Here is a 15,396-nt window from a genome sequence, read left to right on the forward strand (position 1 = left end):
GGGGGAACCTGGCCGCGCCCTTTGCGTTTTGGCTGAAAGCCCAAGGGGATATCATGCTGCGTCTGAAAGCGATCCTGACCTTCACTGCCGCTCTGGCCTTCGCCGCCGCCTCCTACAGCGCGCGCAACTTCCGCGGCTATGACCCGGCGGCCTTCCCGGTGCCGGTGGTGAACCCGCCGTTCCAGCCCGCGCCCTGGGCCTTCTCGATCTGGGGCCTGATCTTCCTCGCGCTGATCGTGCAGGCGGGCTTTGGCCTGTTCCGGCGGGCCGACGACGCAGTTTGGGACGCGCCGCGCTGGCCGCTGCTGCTGTCGATGGCGCTTGGCGCAAGCTGGCTTGCGGTGGCGATGCAGGCGCCGGTGCTCGCCACGGTGCAGATCTGGATCATGGCGGCGCTGGCGCTCGCCGCCCTCGCCCGCGTGCCGAAGGGCGCCGAATTCGCCCTGCGTGCGGCGCCGATCGGGCTTTATGCCGGCTGGCTCACCGCCGCGACCATGGTTGCCACCGGCACCGTGCTGGTGGGCTACGGGCTGCTGCCCCTTGGCCTCGCAAGCTGGGTCGTGCTGGCGGCGGCGGTGATCGTGGGACTTGCCGTCACTGCCCGCCTCGCCCCGGGCGCGGCCTATCCGGCGGGTGTGATCTGGGCACTGATCGGCATCCTCGCCGTGAATACCGAAAACCCGGCGCTGGTCGCCGGCGCGGAGGTCGCGATCCTCGCCCTTGGCGTGACTGCCTGGGTGCGCCGCGCGGGCTGAGAGGGCGGATGCCTCCGGCGGGAGCATTTGCACCAGAAACAAACCAAGGCCTTCAACGCCCGGCCACTGGTTTTCCGGCCCCCGGCTTTTTCTTGGAAAAAATACTCACGCGCCCTCTCCGCCCGTGCTCCGGCCGGACCGTCGGAATGAAAAACCCCGCCGTCTCGCGACGGCGGGGTCTTCTCATTTCTTCGGCGGGCGCTGGCCCTTGGGCTTGGGCTTGTCGGGCCGCATCGTGCCCGAGGGCGCGACGCCGCCCGAGGCGGACTTGCCCTTGCGCTCTGCCGCCTTGCGCGCCTCGACGTGTTTCGTCAGCCGCGACGGGATCGACTTCTTGCGCTCCTTGTAAGGGTTCTTCGACCCCTGATCGCGGAAGAAGATGCGGATCGGCGTGCCGGGCATGTCGAAATCGGCGCGCAACCCGTTCACCAGATAGCGGCCATAGCTTTCCGGGATCTTGTCGGTATGGGTCGCCATGATGACGAAGCCCGGCGGCCGGGTCTTCGCCTGGGTCATGTAACGCAGCTTGATCCGGCGCCCGCCCGGCGCCGGCGGCGGGTGCGCCTCGGTCATCGCCCCCAGCCACATGTTCAGCTTCGCGGTCGAGATCCGGCGGTTCCAGATCTCATAGGCGCGGATGATCGCGTTGTGCAGCCGGTCGAGCCCCTTGCCGGTCTTCGCCGAGACGGTGACCAGCGGCGCACCGCGCAGCTGCGGCAGCAACTTCTCGAAATTCTCGCGCAGTTCCTTGAGCTTCTCGGGCTTGTCCTCCTCGAGATCCCACTTGTTCGCGGCGATGACGACGGCCCGGCCCTCGGTCTCGGCGAAATCGGCGATGCGCAGATCCTGCGTCTCGAAGGGGATGTTGACGTCGAGGAGCACCACGACGACCTCGGCGAAGCGCACCGCGCGCAGACCGTCGGCAACCGACAGCTTCTCGAGCTTGTCGTTGACCTTGCCCTTCTTGCGCATGCCCGCGGTGTCCCAGATCCGCATCGGCGTGCCCATGAACTCGGTCGAGACCGAGATCGCGTCGCGGGTGATGCCCGCCTCGGGGCCGGTCAGCAGCCGGTCCTCGCCGAGGATCTTGTTGATCAGCGTCGACTTGCCAGCATTCGGACGGCCGATCACCGCAAGCTGCAGCGGCTTGGCCGCCGTCGGCATGCGGATCGTCGTCTCGTCCTCGTTCTCCTCGTCGAGATCGACATCGACCTCGGGCGTGTCGGCGGCGTGACGCTCGGCGAAACCGTCGGCGAGCGGGCGCAGCACGTCATAGAGATCGTCGAGCCCCTCGCCATGCTCGGCCGAGATCCGGATCGGCTCGCCGAGACCGAGGCTCCAGGCTTCGATCGCGCCGGCATCGCCGGCCGAGCCCTCGGCCTTGTTCGCGGCAACGATGACATGGGCGTTCTTGCGGCGCAGGATGTCGGCGAAGATCTCGTCGGCCGGGGTCACGCCGGCGCGCGCGTCGATCAGGAACAGGCAGATGTCCGCCTCCTCGACCGCGCGCTCGGTCAGGCGCCGCATCCGGCCCTGAAGACTGTCGTCCTCGGCGAGTTCAAGCCCCGCCGAGTCGATGACGATGAAGCGCAGGTCGCCAAGGCGTGCGTCGCCCTCGCGCAGGTCGCGCGTGACGCCGGGCTGATCGTCGACGAGGGCGAGGCGCTTGCCAACCAGCCGGTTGAACAGCGTCGACTTGCCCACGTTGGGACGGCCCACGATGGCCAGGGTAAAGCTCATGTTCCGCTCCTTGGTGCGACCGAAGTCGCCGCTTTACACGGGTTTTGCCCCGGGCTCAACGGTAGGCGTGCAGAACCCCGTCCCGGCTGACGACATAAAGCGTGCCGCCCGCCACCACCGGGTCGGTCGAGGCACCGCCGGGGATCTCGGTCTGGCCGATCAGATTGCCGCTGGCCGGGTCGAAGACCCGCAGCAGACCGTCCGACGAGGCGACGAACAGCTTGCCGCCCGCCAGCACCGGGCCGTAATGCACCCAGATCTCGTTCTGCTTCTTGATCTTGTCCTTGACGAAATAGGGCAGATCCTTCGACCAGATCACCTCGCCGGTCGCGGCATCGAGCCGTTCGATCTGGCCCTGGTCATTGACGATGAAGAGCGACCCGCCCGCCACCTGCACCGGTGAATTCGGCCCCTCGGTCGCGGTCCAGAGCCGCTCGCCCGAGTTCAGGTCGAAAGCCGAAAGCTTGCCCGCCGAGGAGCCCGCATAAAGCCGGTCGCCCGAAATCACCGGCTCGCCGGTCAGGTCAGAGAGGGTGGCATAGCCGCGACCGACCCGCGCGCCCGCCACCTGCGAGGCCCACAGCGTCATGCCGCGCGTCTTCAGCGCGGCGATCAGCTCGCCCGTCGAGAACGGGAAGATCACCATCCGGTCATTGACCACCGGCGCCGCGACGCCGCCCATGCCGGCGCCTGCGGGCGTGCTGCCCAGCTGCCACATCACCTTGCCGTCGGCCGCACGCACCGCCCAGGCGGAACCGTCGCGCACCACGACATAGACCATGCCGGCCGAAACCGTCGGCGCGCCGCCGATGCCGGCGTCAAAGCCCTGCCGCCACAGCACCTTGCCCGTCGCCGCCTCGAGCGCGGTCAGCTCGGCATAGCCCGAGGTGACGAAGAGCGTGCCGCCGTCATAGGCAAGCCCCGCGCCGCTTGCGTCGTCGGCGCGGTCGCCCGCCGGGGTTACGTCGGTCTGCCACTGCCGGGCGCCATTCGTCGCCGTCGCGGTCACATGGCCGCGGCTGTCGAGGGTGAAGACGCGGCCCGCGGCCACCACCGGCTCGGCCACCAGGCGATAGCGGCGGCTTTCGCCCTCGCCGATCGAGGCAGACCAGACAGGCGTGGTGCCGGCGCCGATCGCCGGGTTGGTCAGCAGATGGCCGGGTCCGCCCGCGCGCTGCGGCCAGTCGGCATTCGCCTGCGCCTGCGGCAGCGACAGCGCGCGCGGCGCCTCGGCCGCGGGGATCGCGCTGCCCGGAACCGAGCCCTCGCCCACCACGGCACGCGGGTCCAGCCGCTCGCCCTGCAGGATGACTTCCTTCTCGCAGCCCGCAAGCACCGTCGCGGCCATGCCCAGCACAGCGATTCCCCGGATCAGCTTCACCGCTTTCGTCCCCCTGCCTTCGTTTCCCGTGCCGGTCCTGCGCAGACCGCGCGCTTACTGCGCGGCGGCCTCGGCCGCCGGGTCACCGCCCAGGGCCACAATCAACTCAGTCGCGCGCTGTTGCAAGCCCGGCGTGACCGCGGAATCGGCCAGCACTTCGCGGGCCTTGGCGATCGCCTCAGCCGGGTCGCCGGTCTCGAGCGCGAGCACCGCGAGCTGTTCGAGCGCCATCAGCCGATAGGGCGCGCCGGGCTGGGCCAGCGCCTCGAGCTCGGTGCGGCGCGCCTCGGCCGTCATCGTGTCGCCGGCGACCAGAACCGTCTTCAGCCGGGCCAGATCGCGCAGGCTTGCGGGCAGGGACGTGTCCCCGGCCACCGCCTTCAGATCGGCCAGCGCCGCCTCGGTGCGGCCATCCTGCACCGCCTGCGCGGCCGCCATCAGCTTCGCCACACCCGCGCGCGGACCATCGGCCTGGACCTCGGCCAGCGCCGCGCCCGGGTCGTCGGCCTGCACCGCGGCCAGAAGCGAATCCCCGAAGGCCTGCGCCGCGTCGCGGTTGCGGATCTTCTGCCACTCGGTATAGGCCGAGCCGCCGACGATCGCGACGATCGCCACCGCACCGATCCAGCCGTATTTGCGGAAGGCCGCAAACAGCCGGTCGCGACGCACTTCCTCGGTGACTTCCTCGATAAAGCTGTCGGTCTGATCCACGGGCGGACTCCTTGATCTGTCGCGCCTTCTTATACGCAAGCGCGCCCGCTTGCCAAGGCCGGCCCCGGCCGGCCGGCAGGGGCGCGCCGGGATGTGATGGGCGCGGCCCGATCAGGCCGCGCTCTCCTCCGGCTCGCCGTCCTCGGCAGACTGACGCGCCCACATCGCGGCATAGCGCCCGCCGCGGGCCAGAAGCGCCTCATGCGTGCCTTCCTCGACGATCTCGCCCTTCTCGAGCACCACGATGCAATCCGCATCGGCGATGGTCGAGAGCCGGTGCGCGATGGTGATGACGGTGCGCCCCTCGCCCATGGCGTTCAGGCTGTCCTGGATGTCGCGCTCGGTCTGGGTATCAAGCGCCGAGGTCGCCTCGTCGAGCAGCAGGATCGGCGGGTTCTTCAGCAGCGTGCGGGCGATGCCGACGCGCTGTTTCTCGCCGCCCGACAGCTTCAGCCCGCGCTCGCCCACGGCGGTGTCATAGCCCTCGGGCAGCGACATCACGAAGTCATGGATCTTCGCGGCCTTGGCGGCGGCGACGATCTCGGCCTCGGTGGCATCGGCGCGGCCATAGGCGATGTTGTAGCGGATCGTGTCGTTGAACAGCACCGTGTCCTGCGGCACCACGCCGATCGCGTCATGCAGGCTTTGCTGGGTGACGTCGCGGAGGTCCTGCCCGTCGATGCGGATCGCGCCGCCGGTGACGTCATAGAAGCGGAACAGAAGCCGCCCGATCGTCGACTTGCCCGAGCCCGAGGGGCCGACGAGCGCCACGCGCTGCCCCGCCGCCACGGTCAGCGAGATCCCCTTCAGGATCGGTCGGTCCGGGTGATAGGCGAATTTCACCGCGTCGAAACAGACCTCGCCGCCGGTGACCTTCAGCGCCGGCGCGCCGGGCTTGTCCGTGATCTCGGCAGGCTGGTGCAGCAGGTCGAACATCTCGCCCATGTCGACGAGCGCCTGACGGATCTCGCGATAGACCGTGCCGAGGAAACCGAGCGGCATGGTGATCTGGATCATGTAGGCCTGCACCATGACGAAATCGCCGACGGTCAGCTTGCCCGACTTCACCTCGAGCGCCGCCATCACCATCACCGCGACAAGCCCCGCGGTGATGATCAGCGTCTGGCCGAAGTTCAGGAAGGCCAGGCTCTGCCCGGTCTTCACCGCGGCCTTCTCGTACCCCGCCATCGAGGCGTCGTAGCGTTCGGCCTCGCGCCGTTCGGCACCGAAATACTTCACCGTCTCGAAGTTCAGCAGGCTGTCGATCGCCTTCTGGTTCGCCGCCGTGTCGGCATCGTTCATCTTGCGCCGGATCGCCACGCGCACCTCGGTCACCTTGAAGGTGAAGGTGACATAGGCCCAGATCGTGACCACCACCACGAGCGCATAGCGCCAGTCGAAGAGCACCGCGAAGAGGATGGTGACAAGGGTGAGCTCGAGGATCAGCGGCCCGACCGAGAACAGCATGAAGCGCAGCAGGAACTCGACGCCCTTCACGCCGCGCTCGATGATCCGGCTCAGCCCGCCGGTCTTGCGGGTGATGTGATAGCGCATCGAGAGCGCATGGATGTGGCGGAAGGTCTCGAGCGCCAGCGCCCGCAGCGCCCGCTGTGCCACCCGCACGAAGACCGCGTCGCGCAGCTCGCCAAAGCCCACCGAGCCAAGCCGCGCCAGGCCGTAGATCACCGTCAACGCCACCGCGCCCAGGGGCAGCAGCCAGCCTTCGTCGCGCGCCGTGCCCGCAAGGCTGTCGACCGAGGCCTTGTAGACCAGCGGCGTCGCGACCGAGATCACCTTTGCCACGATCAGCAGCACCATCGCGATCAGCACGCGCTGCTTCACCCACGGGTGATCGGCCGGCCACAGATAGGGCAGCACCGAGCGCAGCGTGCGCATGTTGCGCGCCCGGTCCTCGGCGCTGAGCTTGCCGGATTGGGTGATCTGGGAGGGCGGCATGAAATCCTCGCTGGCGCGGCGGCGCCTTCTGTCGGTTCGGGGCATCGGAAAAGACGGGCGAGGCATCCCTGCCCGCCCGCGTCCGGACCCTACCTAAGCCGCCGCGCGCCGGAGTCCAGCCCCTTTCGCCTTCACTCGGGCAGGGTGAAGACCTGGCCCGGATAGATCAGGTCGGGGTCGCGGATCTGGTCGCGGTTCGCCTCGAAGAGCTTCACGTAAAGATAAGGGTCGCCATAGGTGTCGCGCGCGATCGCCCAGAGCGTGTTGCCCCGCGCGATGGTGACGACGCGCGCCCCGGCCGGGGCACCAGCCCCCGCCCCCGCACCCTTGGCCGACGCGGCCAGGGTCTCGGGCGCCGTGGCCTCGAAGCTCGTGCCCGCGCGGGCGACCACCTTGCCCGCGGCATCGATCGCGTCGACGCGCAGCTCATGCGGCCCGGGCGCGGCCTTCGGCAGCTGCATCCGCCAGCCGCCATCGGCGCCGGCCTGCACCAGCCCCGCCTCGGCATTGTCGACATAGGCGCGCAGCACCACGCCCGCCGGCGCGCCGCGACCGCTGATCTCGATCGCGCCCCCGGTGCCGAAGGCGAGCGTATCGATGACGAGCGCCTCCGAGGCACCGGCCAGCACCTCGGCCCCGGCAGCATCGGTGACCAGCGGTTTCGCCGCCAGCGTCTCGGCCGCGGCGACCTGCTCGGCCACCACCTCGGGCGCCGCACCCGCCGCCGTCGCCGCCTGGGCAAGCGCCTCGGGGCTCGGTGCCACGGTCAGGGTCTCGGCCAGATCGCGGGTGACGCCATCGGCGCCGGTGACCTTCACGCTCAACACCCGCGCCGCGGCCGAGGGCGCGACCGTGGTGGCGAGGAGGACGAAATCGCCATTCGCATCGGCGCTCACCGTGTCGAGCGGTGCGCCATCGAGCAGCACCTCGACCCTCGCCCCGGGCGCGGTCTTGCCGGCGAGCGTCAGCCCGCCCTCGGGCGTGACGCGCAGCACGTCGAAGTGCGCGACCTCGGCGGCGCCGGTCGGCGCGGCCGGTGCCGGCGCCCCTGCAGCGGCGGTCGTCTCGCCCGTCCCGGCCCCGGTCGCGGCCGGGGTCGCCTCGCCCTGCGCGGGCGCGACGGGTTCGGCCACCCTGGGCGCCGCCGGTTCCGCGCTTTCGGGCGCCGCGCCGGGCACCGGCCCGTTCACCGCCCACCATCCCGCCAGGACCGCCACGATCGCCACCGCAACCGCCGCCCCCGCGGCAACCCCGCCGAGCCCCGCGCGCTTGCCGCCGCCCTCCGCACCATCCGTCATCGCCGTCGTCCTTTTCCCTCTTTCGCCCGCGGTCTGCGCCACGGCTTGAGCCTGCCCACTTGAGCCGGTATCACGGCACAAAGCAACTCCCCGCGCGCCCGAACCGCCGGCCGGATGGCCTCCGCTGCCCGCACGGGCCCATCGAAGGATCAGCCATGCCCCTGCCCGTCCATTCCGTCTGCGTCTTCTGCGGCGCCCGCCCCGGTGCGCGCCCCGCCTATGCCGAGGCCGCCCGTGCCACCGGCGCGCTGCTGGCCGCGCGCAACTGGCGCCTTGTCTATGGCGCGGGCGATGTCGGTCTGATGGGCGAGGTCGCGCGCGCCGCGCAGGCCGCCGGCGGCGCCACCTTCGGGGTGATTCCCGCCCACCTCTTCCCGCTCGAGGTGGGCAAGCGCGACCTGACCGCCTTCGTCGTCACCGAGACGATGCACGAGCGCAAGAAGGTGATGTACATGAATTCGGACGCGATCGTCGTGCTGCCGGGCGGCGCGGGCTCGCTCGACGAGTTCTTCGAGGTGCTGACCTGGCGCCAGATCGGGCTGCACACGAAGCCGATCTTCCTGCTCGACACCGAGGGCTACTGGCAGCCGCTCATTGCGCTGGTCGAGAACATCGTGGCAGAGGGCTTTGCCGCGCCGAGCCTGCGCGACTTCGTGGTGACGGTGCCCGATGTCGCGGCGCTGGAAGCGGCGCTGGTCACCGCCTTCGGCTGAGGCCGGAACTCAGCCAGCCTGCGCCGCACCGCGCAGGCTGGCGAAGGAGTAGAGCGCCAGCGCCCCCCAGATCAGCGGGAAGGCGACAAGATAGGCATGGGTCAGCGGCTCGCCGAAGGCGATGACCGCCACTAGGAATTGCAGCGTCGGGTTGAGGTAGAGCATCACCCCCACCGTCGCCAGCCGCACCCGCTGCGCCGCATAGGAGAACAGCATCAGCGGCCCGCCGGTCAGCACCCCCGAGAAGGCGAGCAGCGCGCTCATCGTCCAGTCGCCGCCGAAACTGCCCGACTGCGGCGCGAAGCCCCAGCCGAAATGCTCGGCGATCAGCAGTGCCAGCGCGAAGGGGGCGAGCAGCACCACCTCGGCACAGACCGAGACCGCCGGCGGCAGGTCGATGCCCTTCTTGATCAGCCCGTAGAGCCCGAAGGTCGCGGCAAGGGTCAGCGCGATCCAGGGCGCCTTGCCCAGCGACCAGGTCAGCCACAGCACCGCACAGGTGGCGATCAGCACCGCGAGCGTCTGCAGCCGCCCCATCCGCTCGCGCAGGAAGATCATGCCGAGCGCCACCGCGACCAGCGGGAAGATGTAATAGCCAAGGCTCGCTTCCATCGCGTGGCCGTTCTGCACCGACCAGATGAAGCCATACCAGTTGAGCGAGATCAGCACCGCCGCGAGCGCCAGCGCGCCCACCTGCCGCGGGTTGCGCAGCGCGGTGACGAGATGGCCGAGCTGGCCCTGAAAGGCCAGCACCACGGCGAAGAAGACCACCGACCAGACCGTGCGATGCGCCAGCACCTCAAGCGGCGGCACCGAGGCGAGCAGCTTGTAGTAGATGCCGGACAGCCCCCAGGTCAGACAGACCGCGATCAGTGCCCAGAACCCCTTGACCGTCTCGCGCATGACCACCCCCTGCCGTTGCGCGCCAGCACTGCACGAAACGGCAAGGAAAGGGAAGACCGGCCACTTCGGCGCAGCTTCACCGCCCCGTGATCCCGGACGGGATCACGGGAAGGAGGTCAAGGCCGCCCGCGCGGCGATCCGTCAGACCGGATCGAGCGCCGCGGCCAGAACCTGCGCCACCTCGGGCAGCGGATGGCCGGTCAGGGTCTTGTCGAGCTCCGCCACGACACGCGCGGCCAGTGCCTCGGGCAGAACGGCGCGCAGCGCAGCCAGCATGCGCGGCGGCGCCACCAGCACGAGCCGCTCGCCGGCATGGGTGCCGAGAAACGCCACGAGATCGCGCGCGAAGCGCTCCTGCCCGACCCGCTCGGGGTCGCCCTGCTCGAAGGCGGTGCCATGCCCCGTCGCCCGGTCACCCTCGCGGCCGGGCTTGTCGGCGAATTCCACCTCCGGGGCCGCCCGGCATTCCGCCACAAGCCGCAGCTCGGGCGCTTTCGTGTCGCCGGCAGTCTCCAGAAGAAGGGCCCGCGTCTCGTCCGAGATCAGAACCCGCATTCCCTTGGAAAGCAGCATGATATCCTCCTCCTCTCATCCCCCTACCCCCAAGGATGGGCCTGCTCGGTGCCAATGTCCAGTGCCCCGGACAAAGCGCCGCAGCCCGTCGCGCGGACATGAAAAGGCCCGCCGGATCGCTCCGGCGGGCCCTCGTTTCCGGCACGCGCGACGATTACAGGCGCGAGGCGACGTTTTCCCAGTTCACCAGCTTCTCGAGGAAGTTGGTCAGGTAGGCGGGGCGCTTGTTGCGGAAGTCGATGTAGTAGGAATGTTCCCACACGTCACAGCCCAGAAGCGCGGTCTGGCCGAAGCACAGCGGGTTCACGCCGTTCTCGGTCTTGGTGACCTTGAGGGCGCCGTCGACGTCCTTGACCAGCCAGGCCCAGCCCGAGCCGAACTGCGCGGCACCGGCGGCGGCGAAATCTTCCTTGAACTTGGCGACCGAGCCGAACGACTCGACCAGCGCCTTTTCCAGCTCGCCCGGCATCGCCTTGCCGCCCGGGCCCATCATTTCCCAGAACTGGGTGTGGTTCCAGTGCTGCGAGGCGTTGTTGAAGATGCCGTTCTGCGCCACGGCGCCGGCCTGATAGGTGCCCTTGACGATCTCCTCGACCGACTTGCCTTCCCACTCGGTGCCCGCGATGGCCTTGTTGCCGTTGTCGACATAGGCCTTGTGGTGCAGGTCGTGGTGATATTCGAGGGTTTCCTTCGACATGCCCAGATCGGCCAGAGCGTCGTGGGCATAGGGAAGGGCAGGAAGTTCGAAAGCCATGTGTCTCGTCCTCGGTTGCATTCGATTGGCCCTAATTGAAGGGCGCGGGGGCGGGAGGTCAAGGGCGCATCCGCACAGATCGGGTGCAGCATGGCCGATGGCCAGGAGAAGGGGCGCTGCCCCCTCTTTCGCCGCGGGGAATTCATCCCCGGGATATGTGCGGCGACCGGAAGCGGGACAGCGACAGCAAAGGCCCGGGCGCCCCCGAAGCGGCTTACTTGTCGGCCACGCCGGCCTGACAGCTGCCGCGCGCGCTTTCGGTCATGTAGCCCACCGGGTTGACCATCAGCAACGCCGACTGATCTGCCTTCTGCACGGTCAGGCGCATCTTTATCGACGGGATGTACTGGTTGATCGTGTCGTTATGCGCCGGCACCGTCCAGCCATAGGTCGTGCGGATGTTGTTGTCGGTCATCACCGTGACCGGAAGCGGGGCAAGATTGTTGCCGGCGATCAACCCGTCATAGACCGTCATCTTTCCGGCCTTGTCGGTCATCAGCAGAACCACCGGGGGCGTCGTGCCGTTGGCCGAGGGCACCTTGAGATCGCACAGCAGCACCCGCGTTCCCTTCGGGATGGTGAACTCCGCCGCGTTTCCGGCCGCGAGCGGGGAAAGGGACGCAAGAAAGACCGCCGCGGACAGGGCGAGCGCGTTGAATTGGTTCATCGAATTCAAACTCCTAAGCGAATGGGGCGACAGTAGCCGCCCCATTCGTCTCTCGCAAGGATGTTGCATCGGGCCAGGATCAGAAGATCTCGCCGCCGCGGCGCGAGGAAACCTCGAGCAGCCCCATCACATAGGTCGCGACCGAGCGGAAGCAGACGAGGCTGATCTCGTCCGCGCCCGAGCGCCACAGCGCCACCGCCACCTGGGCGGCACGGGTGCGGCGCATCTCCATCACCGGCAGGGTGGCGAAGTCGAGCGGGCAGAGCTTCATCATCACCTCGCGGGCCTTCGCCCCCGAGACGGTGAAACGCGCGCGCATGTCCGACACGTTCACCACCAGCGCGTGGCTTTCGGCCAGCGCGGTGGCGAGCGTGGCGGCCAGCCCCGGCGCCTCGTCATAGCCGCAGACGAGCAGAAGCTCGTCAGGGCTCATCCAGCCGAGCGAGCGGCCGCCGGCCGCCGTCACCTGGCGCAGCGCCGGCACGGTCAGGCCGAGCGGGGCGAGCGCCGCGGCAAGCGCCGGGTCGGCAAGGTCGGCCCGGATCGTCACCATGCCGGTGAGCCCCGCCTCGGCCACGGTGGCGAAGCCCGTGTGGGTCTCGCCCTTCAGCGCGGACATTGCCTCAGACATTGGCCTTCTCCCCTTCCTTGTCGTAGAAGCACGGATCGACGATCTTCACCTTGTGCACCCCCCCGCCATCGCCGGGGAAGTCGAGCACCTCGCCCATCCGTTCGGGCCCGTTCACGACCAGCCCCATCGCGATGCCCTTCTTCAGCGTCGGCGACCAGTAGGTCGAGGTCACGCGGCCCTGCGTGTTGCGCTGGCCGTTCGCGTTGTGGCCCTCGGCCACGGCATAGACGCCATCGGGCAGCACCGTGCCGTCGATCGTCTCGAGCCCGACGAGACGCCACCGGTCCGGGCGCGCCATCTCGACCCGCGCCTGTGCGCGCTTGCCCAGATAATCGTCCTTCTTCTTCGAGATCGCCCAGCCGAGGTTCAGATCCTGCGGGATCACCGTGCCATCGGTCTCGTCGCCGATCATGATGAAGCCCTTCTCGGCGCGCATCACATGCAGCGCCTCGGTGCCATAGGGCATCGCGCCGAATTCGGCGCCCGCGGCATTCAGCGCCTCCCAGAAGGCCAGCCCCATGTTCGCGGGCACCGCGATTTCATAGGAGAGCTCGCCCGAGAAGGAGATCCGGAACACCCGCGCGGGGAAACCGCCGAGCGTGCCTTCGGCGAGGCTCATGAAGGGCAGCGCCTCTTTCGAGACATCCATGCCGCCGAGCTTTTCGAGCACCGCGCGCGCCTTCGGACCGACCACCGCGACCTGCGCATATTGCTCGGTCAGGTTGGCCGTGTAGACCTTCCAGTCCCACCACTCGCATTGCAGCCAGTCTTCCATCCAGGCGTGGATATGCTCGGCCCCGCCCGAGGTGGTGTGGCACAGCCAGCTGTCCTCGCTCAGCCGCACCACGACCCCGTCGTCCATCAGGAAGCCGTTCTCGTTGCACATGATGCCATAGCGGCACTTGCCGACCGGCAGGGTCGACATCATGCCGGTGTAGAGCATGTCGAGGAAGCGGCCGGCATCGGGCCCCTTGACCACGATCTTGCCCAGCGTCGAGGCATCGAGCAGCCCGACATTGGTGCGGGTGTTGGTGATCTCGCGGTTCACCGCATCGCGGTGGCTTTCGCCCGAGCGCGGGTAGCAATAGGGCCGGCGCCACAGGCCCACGGGTTCCCAATGCGCGCCTTTCGCCTCGTGCCAGCCGTGCATCGGGGTGCGGCGCAGCGGCTGGAAGATCTCGCCCTTCGCCTCGGCCGCGACGGCGCCGAAGCTGATCGGGGTGTAGGGCGGGCGGAAGGTGGTGGTGCCGGTCTGCGGGATCGCCTGACCGAGCGCATCCGACAGGATCGCGAGACCGTTGATGTTCGAGAGCTTCCCCTGGTCCGAGGCCATGCCGAGCGTGGTATAGCGCTTGGTATGCTCGACCGAGGTATAGCCCTCGCGCGCCGCCAGCTGCACGTCGGAAACCTTCACGTCGTTCTGGTAGTCGAGGAAGGCCTTGAACTTGAGCGCTTCCTTCGCCCCCGCGGGCATCACCCAGACCGGCGCGAGCGGCGCCTCGGGCTCGACCTGAGCGGCGAGCCCGGCCTCGGCGCAGAGCGCGTCGAGGGTGAGCGCGCCATTCGCCGCGCCGACCGCCCGGGCCAGCGCCGTGCCGTCGGCCTTGATCGGCGGACGGGTGGCGTCGGGGCGGAACATCGCCCCCGCCTCGTCCCAGATCAGCTTGCCGCCGACATGCGAGAACAGGTGCACCACCGGCGACCAGCCGCCCGACATCGCGACACAGTCGCAGGCGACGGTCTCGATCACCCCGCCCTCGCCCGCCTGGGCGCAGATCTCGACGCCGGTGACGGCCTTGCGGCCGAGCACCTTGGCGACACCGCGGCCCTCGAGCACACGCACGCCGCGCGCCTTCACCGCCATCGGCAGCGCGCCGGTGACGCTGTCGCGCGCGTCGATCACCACCGGCACGCTGAGCCCGGCGTCGAGGACGGCCAGCGCGGTGCGATAGGCGTCGTCGTTGTTGGTCACGATCACCACGCGGTCGCCCGGGCTCACCGCCCAGTTCACCAGATAGTCGCGCACCGCCGAGGCCAGCATCACGCCCGGCACGTCATTGCCGGCAAAGGCGAGCGGGCGCTCGAGCGCACCGGTCGCGGTGATGACGAGACCCGCACGGATGCGCCACAGACGATGGCGCGGACGGCCGTCGCCCGGGGTGTGATCGGCCACACGCTGATAGCCGATGACATAGCCGTGGTTATAGAGGCCCGACACCATGGTGCGGGTGAAAAGCTGGACATTCTCCATCTTTTCAAGCGCCTCGATGGCGTTCCTGACCCATTCGTCGGGGGCCAGCCCGTCGATGGTGCCGCCGTCGACCGGCGCACGGCCGCCCCAGAAGGCGGTCTGCTCCATCACCATCACGCGCTTGCCGGCCTTCGCCTCGGCCAGCGCCGCGGCAAGACCCGCGACACCACCGCCCGCAACCAGCACGTCGCAGAAGGCATAGGTCTGTTCGTACCGGTCGGGGTCGGCCTCCTTCGGCGCGGCGCCCAGGCCCGCGGCCTGCCGGATCACCGGCTCGAACAGGTGCTTCCACGCCCATTTCGGCGCCATGAAGGTCTTGTAGTAGAAGCCCGCCGGAAACAGCTTGCTGATCTTGTCGTTGATCTCGCCGATGTCGAACTCGAGCGAGGGCCAGTGGTTCTGGCTTGCCGCCTCGGCGCCCTCGAAAAGCTCGGTGGTGGTGGCGCGCTGATCGGGCTCGAGCCGCGCGTTGCGGCCGAGGTTCACCAGGACGTTCGGCTCCTCGACGCCCGAGGCGACAAGGCCGCGCGGGCGGTGATACTTGAACGACCGGCCGAGCAGGGTCTTGCCCGAGCCGAGCAGCGCCGAGGCGAGCGTGTCGCCCAGAAACCCGCGCAGCGGCGTGCCGTTGAAGGTGAAGTTGAGGGGCTTCGAGCGGTCGAGAAGCCGCCCCCCTTTCGCAAGACGGGTGCTCATTATTTCCAGCCCTCCCAGCCCGGGCGCTTGTTCTTGATGGCGGCGATCAGATCGGCCGGCGGTTCGGTCGTCTGCGCCGGATAGGAGCCGAAGACCTCGAGCGTGTTGGTGTCGCGCGCGGCGAGGAACCACTTGCCGCAGCCATAGGCATGGCGCCAACGCTCGAAATGCACGCCCTTCGGGTTCTTGCGGGTGAACAGATACGCCTCGAACTCGGCGTCCGACGAGCCGGGGCCGAAGCGCTTCAGATGCGCCTCGCCACCGCCGGTGAGTTCGCTCTCCTCGGCGGCAACGCCGCAGTAGGGGCAGGTGAATGTCAGCATGTCAGCGGGCCTTCCTGATGGAGAGTGCCAGGGGCGCTGCCCCC

The 15,396-nt window shown here is 69.1% G+C and carries 14 protein-coding genes; 2 read left to right on the forward strand and 12 right to left on the reverse strand.

Annotated features, from left to right (window positions below; genetic code table 11):
- The first annotated feature begins 53 nt into the window (after positions 1–53).
- A complete protein-coding gene (locus tag DYS74_RS04270; protein WP_121531270.1) occupies positions 54–755 on the forward strand; it encodes a hypothetical protein in 702 nt (233 codons plus the stop codon).
- 183 nt (positions 756–938) lie between these two features.
- Here DYS74_RS04270 and der read toward each other — a convergent pair whose 3' ends face one another.
- The 5 genes from der to DYS74_RS04295 all read right to left on the reverse strand — a co-directional run bounded on the left by der (position 939) and on the right by DYS74_RS04295 (position 7,841).
- The gene (gene der, locus DYS74_RS04275) at positions 939–2,495 is read right to left on the reverse strand and encodes a ribosome biogenesis GTPase Der (RefSeq protein ID WP_121531272.1); all 1,557 of its coding nucleotides are present in this window, start codon (positions 2,493–2,495) and stop codon (positions 939–941) included.
- A 55-nt stretch (positions 2,496–2,550) separates the two neighbouring features.
- A complete protein-coding gene (locus DYS74_RS04280) occupies positions 2,551–3,843 on the reverse strand; it encodes an outer membrane protein assembly factor BamB family protein (RefSeq protein WP_121531553.1) in 1,293 nt (430 codons plus the stop codon).
- 87 nt (positions 3,844–3,930) lie between these two features.
- Positions 3,931–4,587: a tetratricopeptide repeat protein gene (locus tag DYS74_RS04285; protein WP_121531274.1), complete on the reverse strand. Its 657-nt coding sequence runs from the start codon at positions 4,585–4,587 to the stop codon at positions 3,931–3,933.
- A gap of 111 nt (positions 4,588–4,698) precedes the next feature.
- Positions 4,699–6,483: an ABCB family ABC transporter ATP-binding protein/permease gene (locus tag DYS74_RS04290; RefSeq protein WP_245965200.1), complete on the reverse strand. Its 1,785-nt coding sequence runs from the start codon at positions 6,481–6,483 to the stop codon at positions 4,699–4,701.
- 191 nt (positions 6,484–6,674) lie between these two features.
- Entirely contained in the window at positions 6,675–7,841 is a 1,167-nt protein-coding gene (locus tag DYS74_RS04295) for a LysM peptidoglycan-binding domain-containing protein (protein ID WP_121531278.1), read from the reverse strand.
- Positions 7,842–7,996: 155 nt separating this feature from the next.
- Here DYS74_RS04295 and DYS74_RS04300 point away from each other — a divergent pair, with 155 nt between their 5' ends.
- Positions 7,997–8,554: an LOG family protein gene (locus tag DYS74_RS04300; RefSeq protein WP_121531280.1), complete on the forward strand. Its 558-nt coding sequence runs from the start codon at positions 7,997–7,999 to the stop codon at positions 8,552–8,554.
- A 9-nt stretch (positions 8,555–8,563) separates the two neighbouring features.
- Here DYS74_RS04300 and rarD read toward each other — a convergent pair whose 3' ends face one another.
- From rarD to DYS74_RS04335, 7 genes are all read right to left on the reverse strand, one after another.
- Positions 8,564–9,457 (reverse strand): EamA family transporter RarD, encoded by an 894-nt coding sequence (rarD, locus tag DYS74_RS04305; protein ID WP_121531282.1) that lies wholly within the window; start codon positions 9,455–9,457, stop codon positions 8,564–8,566.
- 141 nt (positions 9,458–9,598) lie between these two features.
- A complete protein-coding gene (locus DYS74_RS04310) occupies positions 9,599–10,030 on the reverse strand; it encodes a baeRF12 domain-containing protein (RefSeq protein WP_121531284.1) in 432 nt (143 codons plus the stop codon).
- A gap of 154 nt (positions 10,031–10,184) precedes the next feature.
- The gene (locus DYS74_RS04315) at positions 10,185–10,784 is read right to left on the reverse strand and encodes a superoxide dismutase (protein WP_121531286.1); all 600 of its coding nucleotides are present in this window, start codon (positions 10,782–10,784) and stop codon (positions 10,185–10,187) included.
- A 214-nt stretch (positions 10,785–10,998) separates the two neighbouring features.
- The gene (locus tag DYS74_RS04320; RefSeq protein ID WP_147435447.1) at positions 10,999–11,451 is read right to left on the reverse strand and encodes a hypothetical protein; all 453 of its coding nucleotides are present in this window, start codon (positions 11,449–11,451) and stop codon (positions 10,999–11,001) included.
- 79 nt (positions 11,452–11,530) lie between these two features.
- Positions 11,531–12,082 (reverse strand): sarcosine oxidase subunit gamma, encoded by a 552-nt coding sequence (locus DYS74_RS04325; protein WP_121531290.1) that lies wholly within the window; start codon positions 12,080–12,082, stop codon positions 11,531–11,533.
- Positions 12,075–15,029 carry a sarcosine oxidase subunit alpha family protein gene (locus DYS74_RS04330; protein ID WP_121531292.1) on the reverse strand — a complete coding sequence of 985 codons (2,955 nt, stop codon included), beginning with the start codon at positions 15,027–15,029 and terminating at the stop codon, positions 12,075–12,077. Before DYS74_RS04330 ends, DYS74_RS04325 begins: the two co-directional genes overlap by 8 nt.
- Positions 15,029–15,352 carry a sarcosine oxidase subunit delta gene (locus DYS74_RS04335; RefSeq protein ID WP_121531294.1) on the reverse strand — a complete coding sequence of 108 codons (324 nt, stop codon included), beginning with the start codon at positions 15,350–15,352 and terminating at the stop codon, positions 15,029–15,031. Before DYS74_RS04335 ends, DYS74_RS04330 begins: the two co-directional genes overlap by 1 nt.
- Between the last annotated feature and the right edge of the window lie 44 nt (positions 15,353–15,396).

This window comes from Paenirhodobacter hankyongi (assembly GCF_003664585.1).
Classification (GTDB): Bacteria; Pseudomonadota; Alphaproteobacteria; order Rhodobacterales; family Rhodobacteraceae; genus Rhodobacter; species Rhodobacter hankyongi.